Source organism: Massilia niabensis (assembly GCF_042655085.1).
GTDB classification, from domain to species: domain Bacteria; phylum Pseudomonadota; class Gammaproteobacteria; order Burkholderiales; family Burkholderiaceae_D; genus Telluria; species Telluria niabensis.
Window position 1 is genome coordinate 1 of record NZ_JBHSMU010000011.1, and the last position, 15849, is coordinate 15849.

The 15849-nt window shown below is 64.6% G+C and carries 14 protein-coding genes; 8 read left to right on the forward strand and 6 right to left on the reverse strand.

The window, feature by feature from the left end:
* On the forward strand, positions 1-272 hold a 272-nt coding region (locus ACFPN5_RS11330; protein ID WP_379783229.1), incomplete at its 5' end, for a hypothetical protein.
* A 39-nt stretch (positions 273-311) separates the two neighbouring features.
* Complete coding sequence (locus ACFPN5_RS11335) at positions 312-611, forward strand: hypothetical protein (protein ID WP_379783231.1); 300 nt, start codon at positions 312-314, stop codon at positions 609-611.
* Between the two features lie 18 nt (positions 612-629).
* Here ACFPN5_RS11335 and ACFPN5_RS11340 read toward each other — a convergent pair whose 3' ends face one another.
* On the reverse strand, positions 630-2060 hold the full coding sequence (locus ACFPN5_RS11340; protein WP_379783233.1) for a DHA2 family efflux MFS transporter permease subunit: 1431 nt from the start codon (positions 2058-2060) through the stop codon (positions 630-632).
* Positions 2061-2190: 130 nt separating this feature from the next.
* Entirely contained in the window at positions 2191-2754 is a 564-nt protein-coding gene (locus ACFPN5_RS11345) for an acyloxyacyl hydrolase (RefSeq protein WP_379783235.1), read from the reverse strand.
* 107 nt (positions 2755-2861) lie between these two features.
* Between ACFPN5_RS11345 and ACFPN5_RS11350 the strand changes: the two genes are divergently transcribed.
* Positions 2862-3761: an NAD(P)-dependent oxidoreductase gene (locus ACFPN5_RS11350; protein WP_379783237.1), complete on the forward strand. Its 900-nt coding sequence runs from the start codon at positions 2862-2864 to the stop codon at positions 3759-3761.
* Positions 3762-3782: 21 nt separating this feature from the next.
* Here ACFPN5_RS11350 and ACFPN5_RS11355 read toward each other — a convergent pair whose 3' ends face one another.
* Complete coding sequence (locus ACFPN5_RS11355; protein ID WP_379783239.1) at positions 3783-4976, reverse strand: M20 aminoacylase family protein; 1194 nt, start codon at positions 4974-4976, stop codon at positions 3783-3785.
* Between the two features lie 149 nt (positions 4977-5125).
* Between ACFPN5_RS11355 and ACFPN5_RS11360 the strand changes: the two genes are divergently transcribed.
* The 4 genes from ACFPN5_RS11360 (at position 5126) to ACFPN5_RS11375 (ending at position 12001) form a co-directional block, all read left to right on the forward strand.
* The gene (locus ACFPN5_RS11360) at positions 5126-7234 is read left to right on the forward strand and encodes a molybdopterin-containing oxidoreductase family protein (RefSeq protein ID WP_379783241.1); all 2109 of its coding nucleotides are present in this window, start codon (positions 5126-5128) and stop codon (positions 7232-7234) included.
* Positions 7215-8345 carry an aminopeptidase gene (locus ACFPN5_RS11365; RefSeq protein ID WP_379783243.1) on the forward strand — a complete coding sequence of 377 codons (1131 nt, stop codon included), beginning with the start codon at positions 7215-7217 and terminating at the stop codon, positions 8343-8345. Before ACFPN5_RS11360 ends, ACFPN5_RS11365 begins: the two co-directional genes overlap by 20 nt.
* A 178-nt stretch (positions 8346-8523) precedes the next feature.
* Positions 8524-10227, forward strand: coding sequence for a long-chain-fatty-acid--CoA ligase (locus ACFPN5_RS11370; RefSeq protein ID WP_379783245.1), 1704 nt, complete (start codon positions 8524-8526; stop codon positions 10225-10227).
* A 91-nt stretch (positions 10228-10318) separates the two neighbouring features.
* Positions 10319-12001 carry a long-chain-fatty-acid--CoA ligase gene (locus ACFPN5_RS11375; RefSeq protein ID WP_379783247.1) on the forward strand — a complete coding sequence of 561 codons (1683 nt, stop codon included), beginning with the start codon at positions 10319-10321 and terminating at the stop codon, positions 11999-12001.
* A gap of 61 nt (positions 12002-12062) precedes the next feature.
* On the opposite strand, the gene ACFPN5_RS11380 is transcribed toward ACFPN5_RS11375, so the two are convergent.
* Positions 12063-12743, reverse strand: a complete 681-nt coding sequence (locus ACFPN5_RS11380; RefSeq protein ID WP_379783249.1) for a DJ-1/PfpI family protein — start codon at positions 12741-12743, stop codon at positions 12063-12065.
* A gap of 83 nt (positions 12744-12826) precedes the next feature.
* On the opposite strand from ACFPN5_RS11380, the gene ACFPN5_RS11385 reads away from it, so the two are divergent.
* A complete protein-coding gene (locus ACFPN5_RS11385) occupies positions 12827-13816 on the forward strand; it encodes a GlxA family transcriptional regulator (RefSeq protein ID WP_379783251.1) in 990 nt (329 codons plus the stop codon).
* On the opposite strand, the gene ACFPN5_RS11390 is transcribed toward ACFPN5_RS11385, so the two are convergent.
* Positions 13813-15387 carry an alkaline phosphatase D family protein gene (locus tag ACFPN5_RS11390; RefSeq protein ID WP_379783253.1) on the reverse strand — a complete coding sequence of 525 codons (1575 nt, stop codon included), beginning with the start codon at positions 15385-15387 and terminating at the stop codon, positions 13813-13815. The genes ACFPN5_RS11385 and ACFPN5_RS11390 overlap by 4 nt on opposite strands.
* 2 nt (positions 15388-15389) lie before the next feature.
* Positions 15390-15833 carry an acyl-CoA thioesterase gene (locus ACFPN5_RS11395; protein ID WP_379783255.1) on the reverse strand — a complete coding sequence of 148 codons (444 nt, stop codon included), beginning with the start codon at positions 15831-15833 and terminating at the stop codon, positions 15390-15392.
* Positions 15834-15849: the final 16 nt, after the last annotated feature.

The following is a 15849-nucleotide window of genomic DNA, read 5'->3' on the forward strand; positions in this document are numbered from 1 at the left end:
GCGCCGATGATAGTGCTGCAACCAGTGTGAAAGTAGGTTATCGTCAGGCTAGTTATAAAGAAAAACCCCGCAGAGTGATCTCTGCGGGGTTTTTTGCTTTTGGCTTTTGGTGTGTAATTACCGGTTTACTCCTTGCTTTGTTGGCGGAGCGGGCGTTGAAAAACGCCGCCGCACCCGGCGGCGCACCCACGACAAGGCGCGGCAGAGCTGAACGCGAGCGACACAAGCGCACGCAGGCCCGTTGCGGTAGCTCATCGCGTGTGCCAGGATAGCGCGCATGATTTCCCGGTTACCTTTCCGCGGAGATACACATGCAAGAGACGCTCAACCCCTCAGCCTTGTCCGACAAGCTGGCCGCGCCCTTCAATGCCATCCTCTGCCGCCATCGCGCCTCGCTCATGCCCATGCTGGGTGGTAGCGAAACGGCGGCACGCGCCGCCCTGTCCAATGACGAGGCGGTGCGCAAGGTCGCTGTGTTCTGCTATCCGCTGCTGCCGGGCATCGTGCGCCTCGCCATCAAGGAACACACCTTCATCGGCTTCGTGATGAACAACCGCGAAAAGCTGCTGGTGCGCCTGACCGGCAATATGGCGCCGGCAGATCACGCCTGACAGGGCCAACCAGGCGCGCTACTGCGCCACCGGCTCGGCCTGGCTGGCGGTAGCGCGACCGCGGCTGATACTGTCGCCGTCGCGCTTGCGCAGGCGCCAGAAGACGGCGGCCGACAGCACGGTCATGATGGCCAGCGCCCAGAATCCACGATGCAGGGCATCGGTCACCAGCACCTGGTTGGTCTGCGGTATGCGGCCAAGGAACCAGGCGGTCACGAGGGAGCCCGTCGCCAGGCCAAAGCTCATCGACAATTGCTGGAAGGAGCTCGAAATCGTGCTCGCCATGCTCGAGTCGCCCGGTTCGATGTCGGCATAGGCCAGGGTGTTCATGCTGGAGAACTGCAGTGAATTGAAGAAACCCAGCATCAGGCTGATGCCCACGATGAGGGCCAGCGGCGTCTCGCGCCCGACCAGCCCGAACAGCGCAATGGTCAGCCCGATGCACAGCGTATTCACGACCAGTACTTGCCGGTAGCCGAAGCGCGCCAGCACTTTCGGCGCAATCAGCTTCATGCCCATCGCCGCCGCTGCCGACGGCATCATCAAGAGGCCGGACTGCCAGGCCGGCAAGCCCAGTCCGAGCTGGTAGAGCAGCGGCAGCAGGAAAGGCAGGCCGCCGACACCCAGGCGCGTGACGAAACCTCCGACCACCGAAATACGGAAAGTGCGCACCTTCAGCAGGGTCAGGCGCAGCAGCGGGAACCTGGTGCGGGAGGCATGCCAGACGTAGGCCGCGAGCAGGCCAAGCGACAGGGCAAGCATCAGGCCCATCGTCGTACTGCTGAGCGTATGCTCGCCGAACACTTCCAGTAGCCAGGACAGGATGGCCGTTCCCGAGCTGAACAGGATCAGGCCGGGTATGTCGAGCGGGCGGCGTTCGTCGCCGTGGTAGTCCGGCATATGGCGCCAGACCAGGTACATCGCGATCACGCCAAACGGAATGTTGATGAAGAAGATCGCGCGCCAGGAAGTCCAGTGCACGATCAGGCCGCCGACGGTCGGCCCGAGCAGGGGCCCGATCAGCGCCGGAATGATGACGAAGTTCATCGCCCCCATCAGTTCGGACTTGGGGAAGGTGCGCACGATTGCCAGCCGGCCCACCGGCATCATCATCGCGCCACCAAGGCCTTGCAGCAGGCGTGCCGCCGTCATCATTTGCGCGGTCGGCGCCAGGCCGCACAGGACCGACGCCAGGGTGAAGATGCCGATGGCGATCAGGAACACGCGGCGCGTGCCGTAGCGGTCGGCCATCCAGCCGCTGACCGGAATGCCGACCGCCAGGCCGAGGATATAGCTGGTGACGACCGACTTCAGGCTCAGCGGCGTGACCCCGAGGCTGGCCGCAATGCTCGGGATGGCAGTGTTGACGACCGTGGCGTCGAGCTGCTCCATGAACAGGGCAGTGGCCACCAGCCACGGCAAGTAGGTCTTGACGCTGGAACTATTCAATCGGCCCTCATCCGGTCCGGCGCGTACGGGTGTGTGCGCCTGATCGGATTGTCACATAATTCGGAAAAGGCCGATTTCAAGAGGACCCGGCCTGGAGGGAGACTCCAGGCCGGGCAAGCCCTTGGTCCCTTCAGAAGTTGTAGCGTGCGCTGATGATGGCGAAATTGACGCCGCTGTTCGGCCGCTTGATGCTGGCGTTCGAATAATGCTGGAACTTCAGGCCGATATCCCACTTGTTCTGCGTGATATAGCCGATACCGACATGGTCGCCGAACTGGAAAGCGGTGGAGAGCTTGTTGTCGTAGTTATCGTACAGCTCGGAGAGCAGATTGGCGCCGATGCCGCCCTCGACATACCATCCGAGTTTGTCTTCGCGGCCGTAGCGCAGTACCGGGGTAAAGCCGATCACGCCGATGTGCTGGCGGTCGCCGCGCACGCCGCGGTGGGCAGTGCCGCGCCAGTAGGCGGCCGACACGTCCCAGTAACCCGACAGGTGGCGGCCATTCGAGGCGAGCCAGCGCCAGCGCGGGTCCCAGTCGGACTGCAGGCCCACGCGCACGAGGCGCACCTTGGCGCCAGTGCCATAGTCGAACGAGGCCGAGTCGATGAGGCCGGCGTCAAAGGCAAACGCCGGGCTCGCGGTCAGGAGCGTTGCGCCAAGAAAGATCCCGATTTTTTTTTGGAGTGAGAACATAATTGCTTTCGTCAGTAAAAGGCGCCAGTCCATGCTGGAACCATTAATTATTGTACTAGTACAAACGGAATCGCGTAGTCCTCACTCAACTCGCATGAAGGAACCACATGAGCTTCCCAACTGTCGCGTTTCTCGGTATCGGCCTCATGGGCCGGCCGATGGCAGCACGTCTCGCCGCTGGCGGCGTCCCGGTGCGCGCCTGGAACCGGACTGGCGCGAAAGTGCAGGCACTGGCGGTGCACGGTGCGCTGCCATGCGTGTCCCTTGCGGAGGCGGTCAGCGGCGCTGCGGTCGTGATCTCGATGCTCGAGGCGGGGCCGGCGGTGCAGGCAAGCATCGACGCCGCCTCCCCTGCGCTGGCCCCGGGTGCACTGTGGATCGACATGAGTTCCACGCGCCACGACGAAGCGCTGGCCTTCCATGCCCGCCTGGCAGCGCAGGGCGCGCGCTTCCTGGATGCGCCGGTATCCGGGGGCGTGCCGGGCGCCGAAGCGGGAACGCTCGCGATCATGGCCGGGGGCAGCCTGGCGGACTTCGACGAGGCGGCGCCGCTGTTTGCCATTCTGGGCAGCGCGCGCCTGGTGGGCCCGGCCGGGAGCGGCCAGGTCGCCAAGTTATGCAATCAACTGATTGTTGGCGCGACGATTAATATCGTGGCGGAAGCCTTGCTGCTGGCACAGGCGGCAGGGGCCGATCCGGCAGCGGTAGTGGAGGCGATCCGTGGCGGCTTTGCCGGCAGCCGCGTGCTCGAGGTGCACGGGCAGCGCATGTTGGAGCGCAATTTCGTTCCGGGCGGCCAGGTCAAAAGCCAGTTGAAGGACTTGCGCAACGTGCTGGCGGCGGCAGGGGAGGTCGGCTTGGCCTTGCCACTGGCGACGGCGGCGACGCGCAGTTACGAGTCGATTGCGCTGGAGCTAGGGAGGGCGGACCATGCGGCGGCGTTATTGGCGCTGGAGCGGATCAATCCGGGGCAGCGCCTGGGAACCGGGGAGGACACGTTGCCCTGAGTCCGCTCTGGTCACCTCATTTCACCCCACCGGCAATCCCGTCTCCACCAGCCGCACCCAGTAGCTCGCCCCGATCGGCAGCAGCTGGTCATTGAAATCATAACTGCCGTTATGCAGCTGGCATGGCCCCAGTCCGTGCCCGCCCGCCCGGTGCTCGCCATCGCCATTGCCGATGAACACATAGCACCCGGGCTTGGCCTGCAACATGAAGGCGAAATCTTCTGCGCCCATGGTCGGCTCGACCGCCGTATTCACATTCGCCGCACCCACGACAGCACGCATGGCCTCGACCGCAAACGCCGTCTGCTCGGGATGGTTGATCAGCGGCGGGTAGTTGCGCTTGAAGCCGAAGTCGACGCTGGCGTTATACGCGGCCGCCACGCCGTTCGCCATTTCCTCCATGCGGCGCTCGACCAGGTCGAGCACCTCGGTCGAGAAGGTGCGTACGGTGCCGATCAGGACCGCCTCGTCGGGAATGACATTGGTCGCGCTGCCCGCGTGGATTTGCGTGATCGACAGCACCGCCGTTTCCAGTGGATTCTTTTCGCGCGAGATGATCGTCTGCCAGGCTTGCGCAATCTGCACCGCGACCATCACCGGATCGATGCCGCGGTGCGGCTGGGCGGCATGCGCACCTTTCCCTTTTACCACCACGCGGAACTCGTTACTCGAGGCCATCATCGGCCCCGGAATCACGCCGAAGCTTCCCGTCGGCAGACCCGGCCAGTTGTGCATGCCGTACACGGCATCCATCGGGAACTGCTCGAACAGGCCATCCTCGATCATCTTGCGCGCGCCGGCCCCGCCTTCCTCGGCCGGCTGGAAAATCAGGTAGACCGTGCCATCAAAGTTGCGATGACGCGACAAATAGTGGGCTGCGCCCAATAACATCGCCGTATGCCCGTCGTGGCCGCACGCATGCATCTTGCCGGGGTGGCGCGACGCATGGTCAAATGTGTTGAGCTCCTGCATGGGCAGCGCATCCATGTCGGCGCGCAGGCCAATGGCGTGGCTGGAGGTCCCATTCTTGATGATGCCGACGACGCCGGTCTTGCCGAGCCCACGCACCACCGGAATGCCCCACTCGGCCAGGCGCGCGGCGACTACATCGGAGGTGCGCTGCTCTTCGTAGCAGAGTTCAGGATGGGCATGCAGGTCGCGGCGGATTTGTTCCAGTTCGGTCTGGAGTGCGAGGATAGGTTCAACGAGTCTCATCTTGTTCTCCCTGGCTGCATGGACAGCTATGCAAGTGTTGTGAACTATTGTAGCCCGTCTCATCATGCGAAATCCAGCACGCGATACCGGCCCCGGCGGAATCAGCTAAAGTATTGGTTTATCGACGTTTTTTCCAAGAATTGATTCCGATGTCTATCACCCAAGTCCGCGCCGCCTGCCCCCACGATTGCCCCGATACCTGTGCCTTGCTCGTCACCGTCGACAACGGCGTGGCGGTCGACGTGCGTGGCGACCCGGAGCATCCGACCACGGCTGGCGTGCTGTGCACGAAGGTGTCGCGCTACGTCGAGCGCACCTACTCGCCGGACCGGGTGCTGTACCCGATGCGCCGCGTCGGCAAGAAGGGGGAGGGCCGTTTTGAGCGCATCAGCTGGGACGCCGCGCTGGATGAGATTGCCGCCCGCCTGCAACCGATTGCCGCGCGCGATCCCGAAGCCATCCTGCCCTACAGCTATTGCGGCACGATGGGCCTGGTGCAGGGCGAGGCGATGTCGATGCGCTTCTTTAACAAGCTGGGCGCTTCGCTGCTGGACCGCACCATCTGCGCGACTGCCGGCTTCACCGGCTACAAGTACACGGTCGGCGCCTCCATCGGCACCGACATGGAGCAGTTCCAGGACGCCAGACTGATCATCATCTGGGGCGGCAACCCGATCGCCTCGAACCTGCACTTCTGGATGCGCGCGCAGGAAGCCAAGCGGCGCGGCGCAAGGCTGATCGCGATCGACCCCTACCGCTCGCTGACCGCCGAGAAGTGCCACCAGCACATTGCGCTGCTGCCCGGCACGGACGCTGCGCTGGCGCTGGGCCTGATGCATGTGCTGATGGAGGAAGACCTGCTGGATCACGACTACATCGCCGCCTACACCCTCGGCTTCGAGGAGCTGAAAGGGCGCGCTGCCGAATGGACGCCGGAGCGCACCGCGGACACCTGCGGCATCACCGCGCAGGAAGTGATCGACCTCGCACGCCTGTACGGCGGCATGGCCCAACGCGGCGAACCGGTCGCGATCCGCTGCAACTACGGCGTGCAGCGCGCACGCGGCGGCGGCATGGCCGTGCGCAACATGAGCTGCCTGCCGGCGCTGGTCGGCGCCTGGCGCCACGCGGCCGGCGGCATCCAGCTCTCGACCTCGGGCTCGTTCCCGGCCAACCGCGCGGCCCTGCAGCGCCCGGACTTGCTGGACGGGCGCACGCCGCGCACGATCAACATGACCACCATCGGCGACGACCTGTTAAAAGACGCCTCGCCCGAATTCGGCCCGAAGGTCGACGCCGTCATCGTCTATAACGCCAATCCGCTGGCGATCGCGCCGGATTCGAGCAAGGTACAACAGGCCTTTGAGCGCGAAGACCTGTTCACCGTGGTGCTGGAACACTTCCGCACCGACAGCGCCGATTACGCCGACATCCTGCTGCCTGCCACGACCCAGCTCGAACACGTGGACGCGCACCTGGCCTATGGCCACCTGTACATGCTGGCGAATAATGCGGCGATTGCGCCGATGGGCGAAGCGAAGCCGAACACCGAGATCTTCCGCCTGCTGGCGGCGCGCATGGGCTTCGACGACCCGTGCTTCGTTGAAACCGACGACGAACTGGCCGCTCAGGCTTTTGATAAAACCCATACCCGCGCGATCCACTTCGACTGGGAATCCCTGAAGCTGAAGGGCTGGCAAAAGCTGAACATGCCGGACGCGCCGTTCGCCGAAGGCGGCTTCCCGACACCGTCGGGCAAGTGCGAGTTTTATTCAAGCGCGATGGCGGCGGACGGGCTCGACCCGCTGCCGGCCTATATCGCGCCCTACGAATCGAAGGCGTCGAACCCGAAGTTGGCAGAAAAATATCCACTCGCAATGATTTCTCCGCCAGCAAGGAACTTCCTGAACTCGACCTTTGTCAACGTACAGAGTCTCCGTGCAACCGAGGGCGAGCCGCACCTCGACATCCACCCGAACGACGCCGCCCCGCGCGGCATCGCCCACGGTGACATGGCACGTATCTTCAATGATCGCGGCTCTTTTGTCGCCAAGGCGCGCGTGACCGAGAAAGCGCGACCGGGCCTCGTGGTGGGCTTGTCGATCTGGTGGAAGAAACTCTCCAGGGATGGCAAGAACGCCAATGAAGTGACCAGCCAGCGCCTGACCGACATGGGTCGGGCGCCCACTTTCTACGACACCCTGGTGCAGGTCGAACAGGCCGCGCCGACACCCGGACATGAAGAACCTATCCGCTAAACTCCCCCGTTTGTTCCGGCGCGCGCTCGTCATCGGCGGCGCCGCTTCCGCAGTTTCATTACTTGCCAGTTGTTCTACTCTGAATTACTACAGCCAGGCCGCCCAGGGCCAGCTCGAACTCCTCGCCGACGCCCGGCCCATCGATGACTGGCTGGCCGACCCGGCCACCAACACCTCGCTGCGACACCGCCTGGAGACCGCACGCCAGATCCGCCGCTTCGCCGTGCAGCAGATGGGCTTGCCCGACAACGGCAGCTACACCAACTACGCCTCCCTCAAGCGCAAGTATGTGTTGTGGAACGTCGTGGCCACGCCGGAACTGTCCCTGAAACCCCTGCAGTGGTGCTTCCCGGTGGCGGGCTGCGTGAATTACCGCGGCTACTACAGCAAGGCCGATGCCGACGCCTACGCCAACGAGCTGCGCGTCCAGGGCCGCGACGTCGAGGTAGGGGGTGTCTCCGCCTATTCGACCCTCGGCTGGTTCAGCGATCCGCTGATCTCGACCTTCATCAACTACCCCGATGCCGAGCTCGCCCGCCTGATCTTCCACGAGCTGGCGCACCAGGTGACCTATGTGCCGGGCGACTCGCGCTTCAACGAGTCCTTCGCCAGCGCGGTCGAGGAGGCCGGCGTCGAACTCTGGCTCGAGCGCTTCGGCAACCCGGCGATGCGCGAGGCCTACGAGCGCTACACGGTAAGGCGCAAGGATTTCCTGGCGCTGCTGCTGAAGTACCGGCGCGAGCTGGAACGCACCTACGCCTCCATCATTCCCGACGAGGACAAGCGCATCGGCAAGGCGCGCCTGTTCCTGGCGCTGAAGGACGAGTATCAGGTGATCAAGGCGAACTGGGGCGGCTATGCTGGTTACGACCGCTTCTTCGCCGAGCCGCTCTCGAATGCCCACCTGGCCTCGATCGCCACTTACAACGACTACGTGCCGGCCTTCCGCGCCATGCTGCGCGGCGAGAAAAACTTCGGCGCGTTTTACCGCAAGGTGAACGCCCTGGCCAAGCTCGACAAGGACGGGCGCCAGCGTGCCATCAACCGGATCGACGTCGCGCCGCCGTCGGGGGCGCTTATGGTGCAGCGCACCAGTGGAGGTCTCCGGTAGAGTGCCTGTTCCAATCGCCGCAAAACTGCTTGCTTCCAAGCGCGCTGCCCGATAGCATCACATTCAGCAATAGCAAAGGCACAAGCATATTCATGCTGTAGGCTGCTGACCGACACCAGGGCCCATCGTGACCCTGGTGCCGGATATAACGATACTATTGGAGACAGGGGCACTACTGATGGACAATATTTGGCTGAAGTCGTATCCGCCCGGCGTACCCGCCGAGATCAATCCTGACCAGTACACGTCGCTCGTGCACATGCTGGATGAGTCGTTCCAGAAGTACGCACAGAACAACGCCTACGTGTGCATGGACAAGTTCCTCACCTATGCGGAACTCGATGCCTGCTCGAGGAAGCTCGCCGGCTGGCTGCAAAGCCGGGGCATGGCCAAGGGCGCACGCGTGGCGGTGATGATGCCAAACGTGCTCCAGTATCCAATTGCGATTGCCGCGATCCTGCGCGCCGGCTACACGGTGGTCAACGTCAACCCGCTGTACACCCCGCGCGAACTCGAGCACCAGCTGAAGGACTCGGGCAGCGAAGCGATCATCGTGCTGGAAAACTTCGCGCACACGCTCGAGCAGGTGCTGAAGAACACCCCGGTGCGCCATATCGTCGTGGCGAGCATGGGCGAGATGCTCGGCGGCGCCAAGGGCATGCTGGTCAACTTCGTCGTGCGCAACGTCAAAAAAATGGTGCCCGACTTCGCCCTGCCGAACATGGTGCGCTTCAAGGAAGCGCTGGCGCAGGGCGCGAAGATGCCGTTCACCCCGGCCACGCTGACCTCGTCCGACATCGCCTTCCTGCAATATACGGGCGGCACCACCGGCGTCTCGAAAGGCGCAACGCTTACCCACCGCAACGTCATCGCCAACGTCCTGCAGGTCGAGACCTGGTCGCAGCCGGCAATGGCCCAGCCGCCGGTGGTCCAGTTCCCGACCATCGTCTGCGCGCTGCCGCTGTACCACATCTTCGCGCTGACGGCCTGCGCCATGTGGGGCATGCGCATTGGCGCCCTGAACATCCTGATCCCGAACCCGCGCGACATTCCGGGCTTCATCAAGGAGCTGGGCAAGTACCCGTTCAGCATGCTGCCGGCCGTGAACACGCTCTACAACGCGCTGGTCAACCATCCTGACTTCGCCAAGCTCGACTTCTCGAGCCTGAAGATTTCGAACGGCGGCGGCATGGCCGTGCAGAAGGCGGTCAGCGACAAGTGGAAGCTCGTCACCGGCCACGCCATCATCGAGGGCTACGGCCTGTCCGAGACCTCGCCGGTCGCCACCTGCAACCGCTGCGACGAAGTTGAATTCACCGGCAACATCGGCCTGCCGGTGCCGTCCACCGACATCGCCATCCTGGACGACGACGGCAACCCGGTGCCGAACGGCCAGCCCGGCGAAATCGCGATCCGCGGCCCGCAGGTGATGGCCGGTTACTGGAACCGCCCGGACGAAACGGCCAAGGTCATGACGCCCGACGGCTTCTTCAAGTCGGGCGACGTCGGCATCATGGACGAGCGCGGCTTCGTGAAGATCGTCGACCGCAAGAAGGACATGATCCTGGTGTCCGGCTTCAACGTCTATCCGAACGAGCTCGAGGGCGTGATCGCCTGCCATCCGGGCGTGCTGGAATGCGCGGTCGTGGGTGTACCGGATGAGCATTCGGGCGAAGCGGTGAAGGTGTTCGTGGTGCGCAAGGACCCGAACCTCACGGAAGCGGCCCTGATGGAATACTGCAAGGAGCAGTTCACCGCCTACAAGAAACCGAAGTACATCGAGTTCCGCGACGAGCTGCCGAAGACCAACGTCGGCAAGATCCTGCGGCGTGCCCTGCGCGACGAACAGCAGCAGAAAAAGCAGGATAAAGAAGCAGCCTGACACGCCGTTCGCGCGATCAGGTTGTGAAACCGCCCGGGCTCGGGCGGTTTTGCATTTTATTGACCACAGAGTTTGAAGAAGCGAGGCATAGATGGACAAGTTTTGGCTCAAGTCGTACCAGGCTGGCGTACCGGCGGAAATCGACCCGACACAGTACCGCTCCCTGACCCATTTGCTGGAAGAGTCCTTCCGCAAGTACGCGGGCCAACGTGCCTTTGCCTGCATGGACAAGAGCATCACCTACGGCGAGCTCGACCGCATGTCGCAGCAGATGGCGGCCTGGCTGCAAAGCCGCGGCCTGCAGCCGGGCGCGCGCGTGGCGATCATGCTGCCGAACGTGCTGCAATACCCGGTGGCGATGGCCGCGGCCCTGCGCGGCGGCTACACCATCGTCAACGTCAACCCGCTGTACACCCCGCGCGAACTCCAGCATCAGCTGGTCGACTCCGGCGCCGAAGTCCTGGTGGTGCTGGAAAACTTCGCCCACACGGTGCAGCAGGTGATCGGCAACACGCAAGTGAAACACGTCGTCGTCGGCAGCATGGGCGACCTGCTGGGCACCGTGAAGGGCACGATCGTCAACCTGGTCGTGCGCAAGGTCAAGAAGATGGTCCCGGCCTGGTCGCTGCCCGGCAGCACGCCCTTCAACAGGATGCTGCTTGAGGGTGCGCGCCATACCTTCAAGCCTGTCACGCTCGGCCACGACGACATCGCCTTCCTGCAGTACACCGGCGGCACCACGGGCGTCTCCAAGGGCGCCGTGCTGCTGCACCGGAACGTGCTGGCCAACGTGCTGCAGAACGAAGCCTGGTTCGGCCCCTCGCTCGCCAGGGCGCCCGCCGGCCGCCAGATCGAATTCATGTGCGCGCTGCCGCTGTACCACATCTATGCGCTGACCGTCTGCGCGCTGCTGGGCATGCGCCTGGGCGCGATGAACGTCCTGATCCCGAACCCGCGCGACATGGACGGTTTCATCAAGGAACTGGGCAAGTACAAGATCAACGTCTTCCCGGCCGTGAACACGCTGTACAACGGGCTGGTGAACCAGCCCGGGTTCGCCAGGCTCGATCATTCCGGCTACCTGGTCTGCCCGGGCGGCGGCATGGCGGTGCAGAAGGCGGTGGCCGACAAGTGGCTGAAGATCACCGGCACCGCGATCGTCGAGGGCTATGGCCTGTCCGAGACCTCGCCGGTCGTCACCGCCAACCGCTGCGACATCACCGAGTTCACCGGCACTATCGGCCTGCCGCTGCCGTCGACCGAAGTGCTGATCCTCGATGAAGCGGACCAGCCGGTGCCGTTCGGCCAGTCCGGCGAGATCGCCGTGCGCGGCCCGCAGGTGATGGCCGGCTACTGGCAGCGCGACGACGAAACCGCGAAAGTCATGACCGCCAGCGGCTTCATGAAGACCGGCGACATCGGCATCATGGACGAGAAGGGCTACACCCGCATCGTCGACCGCAAGAAGGACATGATCCTGGTCTCCGGTTTCAATGTGTACCCGAACGAAGTCGAGAATGTTGTCGCCTCGCATCCGGGCGTGCTGGAAGTGGCCTGCGTCGGCGTGCCGGACAACAATTCGGGCGAAGCCGTCAAGCTGTATGTGGTGAAGAAGGATGCTTCCCTGACCACCGATGCCCTGATGGACTTCTGCAAGAACGAACTCACCGGCTACAAGCGCCCGCGCCACATCGAATTCCGCGACTCGCTGCCGAAGACGAACGTCGGCAAGATCCTGCGGCGCGAACTGCGGGACGAGAAGCAGTCGGCTTGATATCGAAGGGGCGCTGCGACCCCTTTTGCTTGCCAGGGTCCGTGCCGGCCCGATGCGCAGATCAGTACAACGCCGCCTCGTCGATACGCTGCTCGATCGCCGCGATCCGCCCCGCCTGCAGCGCCTGGAGGCGCATGACACGTTCCGCGCCGGCCTTTTCCGGCGAGCCGCAATCGAAGGGTGGCTGCGGGTCGTATTCGAAAGCCAGCTGCAAGGTTTTCGCCAGCTCTTCGCCCGCCAGTTCGGCCGCGAGTGCCAGGCTGAAGTCGATGCCTGCGGTAACGCCACCGCCGGAAATCCGGTTCCGGTCGTGCACGATCCGCTGCGCGACCGGCTCGGCGCCGAAGCGGGGCAGGTACTTGCGCCACATCCAGTGGCAGGCCGACCGGTAACCGTCCAGCAGGCCTGCCGCCCCCAGCACCAGCGAGCCGTTGCATACCGAGGTGATGTAGCGCGCTCCGGCGCCTTGCCGGCGCAGGAAATCGAGTGTCTCGCGGTCCGCCAGCAGCTCGCCGATCCCGAAGCCGCCGGGCACGCACAGCACATCGAGTTGCGGACTCCCCTCAAAGCTGCCGGTCGGGACGATGGCGAACCCGGCATCGGTCATGACCGGCGCCGTGTTCTTCCATAACAGATGCACCTTGGCATTCGGCAGCCGGCTCAGGATCTGGACCGGGCCGGTCAGGTCGAGCTGCGTAAGGTTGGGAAACAACAGAAAGCCAATCTGGATGTGCTCGTTCATGTCCTGCCTCACCGTGGAAGAAGTGGCCAGTCTACCCAGCGCTTTGTTTGGCGGAAATGACAAAACTGCGTTAAATTCTGCCAATGCCACCCCCACTCGACATTGCAATACTCGCTTTCGACGGCGTCCAGATACTGGACGTGACCGGCCCGGCCGCGGTCTTTGCGGCTGCCAACGATGCTGTGGCGCAGCCGCATTACCGGCTGCACATCCTGTCGCCGGCGGGCGGTGGCGTGACGAGCAACAGCGGCGTCGTGCTCGGCACGCAAGCGCTCGCGAGCGTGGCGCCGTCCACGCTCGACAGCGTGTTCGTTGCCGGCGGCGATGGAGGCGGCCTGCGCGCGCTCGCGGCGCAGGCCCCGGTATGCGCGTGGCTCGACGAGGCAAGCACGGGCGCGCGCCGGTTCGGCTCGATCTGCACCGGCGCCTTCCTGCTCGCGCACCTGGGCCTGATCGATGGCAAGCGGGTTGCTACCCATTGGGAATCCTGCTCGGCCCTGGCGAAACGCTATCCCCGGGTCCAGGTCGATGCGAACGCCCTGTATGTCGAGGATGGCGGTGTCTGGACCTCGGCCGGCGTGACGACCGGTATCGACATGGCGCTGGCCATCGTCGAGCGCGACCTCGGCGCCCCTGTCGCCGGCGCCATCGCCAGGCGCCTGGTCCTGTATGCGCGGCGTCCCGGCTACCAGGCGCAGTTCAGCGCCTTGCTGATGGCGCAGGAACGCGCGCGCGAACCATTTGCCGGCCTGGTCGCCTGGATCGGCGACCACCTGGGACATAGGCTGGATGTCTCGACGCTGGCAGGTCGGGTGTCCATGTCCGAGCGCAGCTTCCACCGGAAATTCACGAGCGTCGTTGGCGACACGCCTGCGCATTTCGTTGAAACGCTGAGGCTGGACAAGGGGCGCAGCCTGCTTGCCGCCGGTGTGTCGGTCAAGCGGATCGCCGCCGATACGGGCTATTCGACAGCGGCGCAGTTCTCCAAGGCTTTCGAGCGGCGTTTCGGCATGGCGCCAGCCCTGTTTCGCGAGATGCATGCGCACCCGCCGGCTGCGCGCATGCTGGCTTAGCGCGCCAGCTTTGGCGAACCGTCCCGGACCGCAAACGCGGCCAGGGCCGACTGGCCCGACAAGGCGTCGCGGACATTGTCGAGGGCGATGAACTGCGCCCGCGTTGCGCCTGGTGCGATGTGGAGCAGCATGTAGCCGCGCCGGTCGCTGCGCCCGTATTGCATGTGCGGGTTGCGCTCGACGTTCTCCTGTGTGCGCGCCTGGGGCCGCGAGCTCGACGTGATCGAGGTCCCGCAAAACTCTGCCGCAATCACCGGATTCGCTTTCGACGCCGGACGGTTGAAGTCGCGCCGCAGTTCGCTCGCATAGAACGTGTGCACGTCGCCCGCCAGCACCAGCGGATTGCTGGCGCCGCTCTTCACCACGGTATCGAGCAGGCGCCGGCGCGCGAGCGGATAGCCATCCCAGCCATCGGTCCAGAAGCGGCCGTCCTCGGGGACGCGCACCGGCACCCCGCTCGACTGCGCCATGGGCGTCTGCTGGGCCAGGATGTTCCAGCGCGCGCGTGAAGACGACAGGCCCTGCGCCAGCCAGGCTTCCTGCTCGCTCCCCAGCATCGTGCGCGAAGGATCGCGCAATGCGTCGCAGGAGCGCGCCAGCACGACGTTCGAGCCGCCGCGCCCGGGTTTCGAACAGGGCAGGGGAGAGCGGTACTGGCGGTCGTCGAGCAGGTGGAAGCGCGCCAGGCGTCCCCAGTCGTAGCGCTGGAACATGTGCATGCTGCCGAAACGGCCTTCTTTTGGCGCTGCCAGCCGCAGCGGCATGTGCTCGTAAAAGGCCTGGTAGGCGGCGGCGCGGCGGGCGGCGAAGTCTTTTGACAGGCGCTCGTCGATATCGCCCGCGTAGTCGTTGGCCACTTCGTGGTCGTCCCAGGTCACGATCCAGGGCGCGGCGTGGTGCGCGCTTTGCAGGTCCGGGTCGCTTTTATACTGGGCGTAGCGTGCGCGGTACTGCGCCAGCGTGAACGATTCATCGCTGCGGATCGCGCGCGCAGGATGGCGCAGTCGGTAGGGTCCCCACTCGTAGATGTAGTCGCCCAGGAAAGCGACGAGATCGGGCGCGGCCGCCGCAATATGCCGGTGCGCGGCGTAGTGGCCGAATTCCCAGTGCTGGCAGGACGCGACTGCCAGCTTGAGCATCGACGGCATCGCATCCGGCGCGGGTGCCGTGCGCGTGCGCCCGACCGGGCTGACTGCATTGCCGAGCATGAAGCGGTACCAGTACGGACGGTCCGGTTGCAAGCCCGTCGCATCGACGTGCACGCTGTGCGCAAGGGCAGGGGAGGCAACTGCGCTGCCCTTCGCTACCACCTTGCGGAAGGCCTCGTCCTCGGCCACTTCCCAGCGTACAGTGAGGGCGAGCGCGGGCGCCGACGCCGCGTTCAGCGGGTCGGGCAGAATGCGCGTCCAGAGGATGACGGCATTGGGCAAGGGCGAGCCGGAGGCGACGCCCAGCGAAAACGGATAGGAAGGACCGCTTGCCACCGCGCTGGCCGTGAAGCCGGCGCCGGCGCTTGCCGCCGCTGCCAGCCGGGCAGCATCGAGCAGGAAGGTCCGCCGCGCCTCCTGCATCCTTACTGCTGGTGCGAGATCAGCGACTCGAGCGGCGGCAGCTGGCGCGGCTTGCGGTCGTCGCCGGTGGCGACATAGGTCAGCGTCGCTTCGGTAACCTTGACGATGTTCGTCTGCAGGCGGTTGCGTTCGGCGTACACCTCGACATACACGGTAATCGACGTATTGCCGACCTTGACGATATCGGCGTAGAACGACAGCAGGTCGCCCACGAACACCGGGTTCTTGAACAGGAAGGAGTTGACGGCAATGGTGGCCACGCGGCCATTCGCGCGGCGGGTAGCCGGCAGCGAGCCGGCGATGTCGACCTGGGCCATGATCCAGCCGCCGAACACGTCGCCATACACGTTCGCGTCATGCGGCACCGGCATCACACGCAGCTGCGGCATCTTTCCTTCCGGCAGACGGTTGGTATTGACGGGGGGCGTGTTTTCGGGCGTGGTCATCTTGAATTTCCGTGAG

Bases quoted from the DNA above. Each gene is read 5' to 3' on its own strand.
- ACFPN5_RS11335 (WP_379783231.1), top strand. From the start codon at position 312: ATGCAAGAGACGCTCAACCCCTCAGCCTTGTCCGACAAGCTGGCCGCG.
- ACFPN5_RS11345 (WP_379783235.1), bottom strand. From the start codon at position 2,754: ATGTTCTCACTCCAAAAAAAAATCGGGATCTTTCTTGGCGCAACGCTC.
- ACFPN5_RS11350 (WP_379783237.1), top strand. From the start codon at position 2,862: ATGAGCTTCCCAACTGTCGCGTTTCTCGGTATCGGCCTCATGGGCCGG.
- ACFPN5_RS11355 (WP_379783239.1), bottom strand. From the start codon at position 4,976: ATGAGACTCGTTGAACCTATCCTCGCACTCCAGACCGAACTGGAACAA.
- ACFPN5_RS11360 (WP_379783241.1), top strand. From the start codon at position 5,126: ATGTCTATCACCCAAGTCCGCGCCGCCTGCCCCCACGATTGCCCCGAT.
- ACFPN5_RS11365 (WP_379783243.1), top strand. From the start codon at position 7,215: ATGAAGAACCTATCCGCTAAACTCCCCCGTTTGTTCCGGCGCGCGCTC.
- ACFPN5_RS11370 (WP_379783245.1), top strand. From the start codon at position 8,524: ATGGACAATATTTGGCTGAAGTCGTATCCGCCCGGCGTACCCGCCGAG.
- ACFPN5_RS11375 (WP_379783247.1), top strand. From the start codon at position 10,319: ATGGACAAGTTTTGGCTCAAGTCGTACCAGGCTGGCGTACCGGCGGAA.
- ACFPN5_RS11380 (WP_379783249.1), bottom strand. From the start codon at position 12,743: ATGAACGAGCACATCCAGATTGGCTTTCTGTTGTTTCCCAACCTTACG.
- ACFPN5_RS11385 (WP_379783251.1), top strand. From the start codon at position 12,827: ATGCCACCCCCACTCGACATTGCAATACTCGCTTTCGACGGCGTCCAG.
- ACFPN5_RS11390 (WP_379783253.1), bottom strand. From the start codon at position 15,387: ATGCAGGAGGCGCGGCGGACCTTCCTGCTCGATGCTGCCCGGCTGGCA.
- ACFPN5_RS11395 (WP_379783255.1), bottom strand. From the start codon at position 15,833: ATGACCACGCCCGAAAACACGCCCCCCGTCAATACCAACCGTCTGCCG.